This window comes from Actinospica acidithermotolerans (assembly GCF_018139625.1).
Classification (GTDB): Bacteria; Actinomycetota; Actinomycetes; order Streptomycetales; family Catenulisporaceae; genus Actinospica; species Actinospica acidithermotolerans.
This window is the reverse complement of the sequence record NZ_JAGSOH010000418.1, coordinates 1-380: the sequence shown is the minus strand read 5'-3', so window position 1 is coordinate 380 and position 380 is coordinate 1. Positions and strand designations below refer to the sequence as shown.

Here is a 380-nt window from a genome sequence, read left to right as displayed (position 1 = left end):
TGTTGATACATTATTAATGAGAATAACCGAATTTGTTATGTTATTTCCGTTTTTAATATTTGCAATTGTATTAAATGCCGCACTTGGAGATAAAATTAAAAATCCTTATGGATCTGCCATAATTCTTGTTCTAGTTATTATCGTATTAAGTTGGGGAGGTATTGCAAGACTCGTTCGTGGTAAAGTACTTCAAGAAAAAGAAAATGAATACTTTTTGGCAGCAAAATCAATTGGTACACCCACATATAAAATTATTTTGAAACATCTTTTGCCGAATATATTAAGTGTAGTTATCGTACAAGCAACATTGTTATTTGCCGGTATGATTGTAGTAGAATCGGGATTGAGCTTTTTAGGATTCGGAATTAGTAAAGCAATCC

At 31.3% G+C, this 380-nt stretch carries 1 protein-coding gene; it reads left to right on the top strand.

From position 1 onward, the window contains the following. A partial coding sequence (locus KDK95_RS39190; RefSeq protein ID WP_212522693.1) for an ABC transporter permease subunit occupies positions 1-380 on the top strand: 380 nt, incomplete at both ends.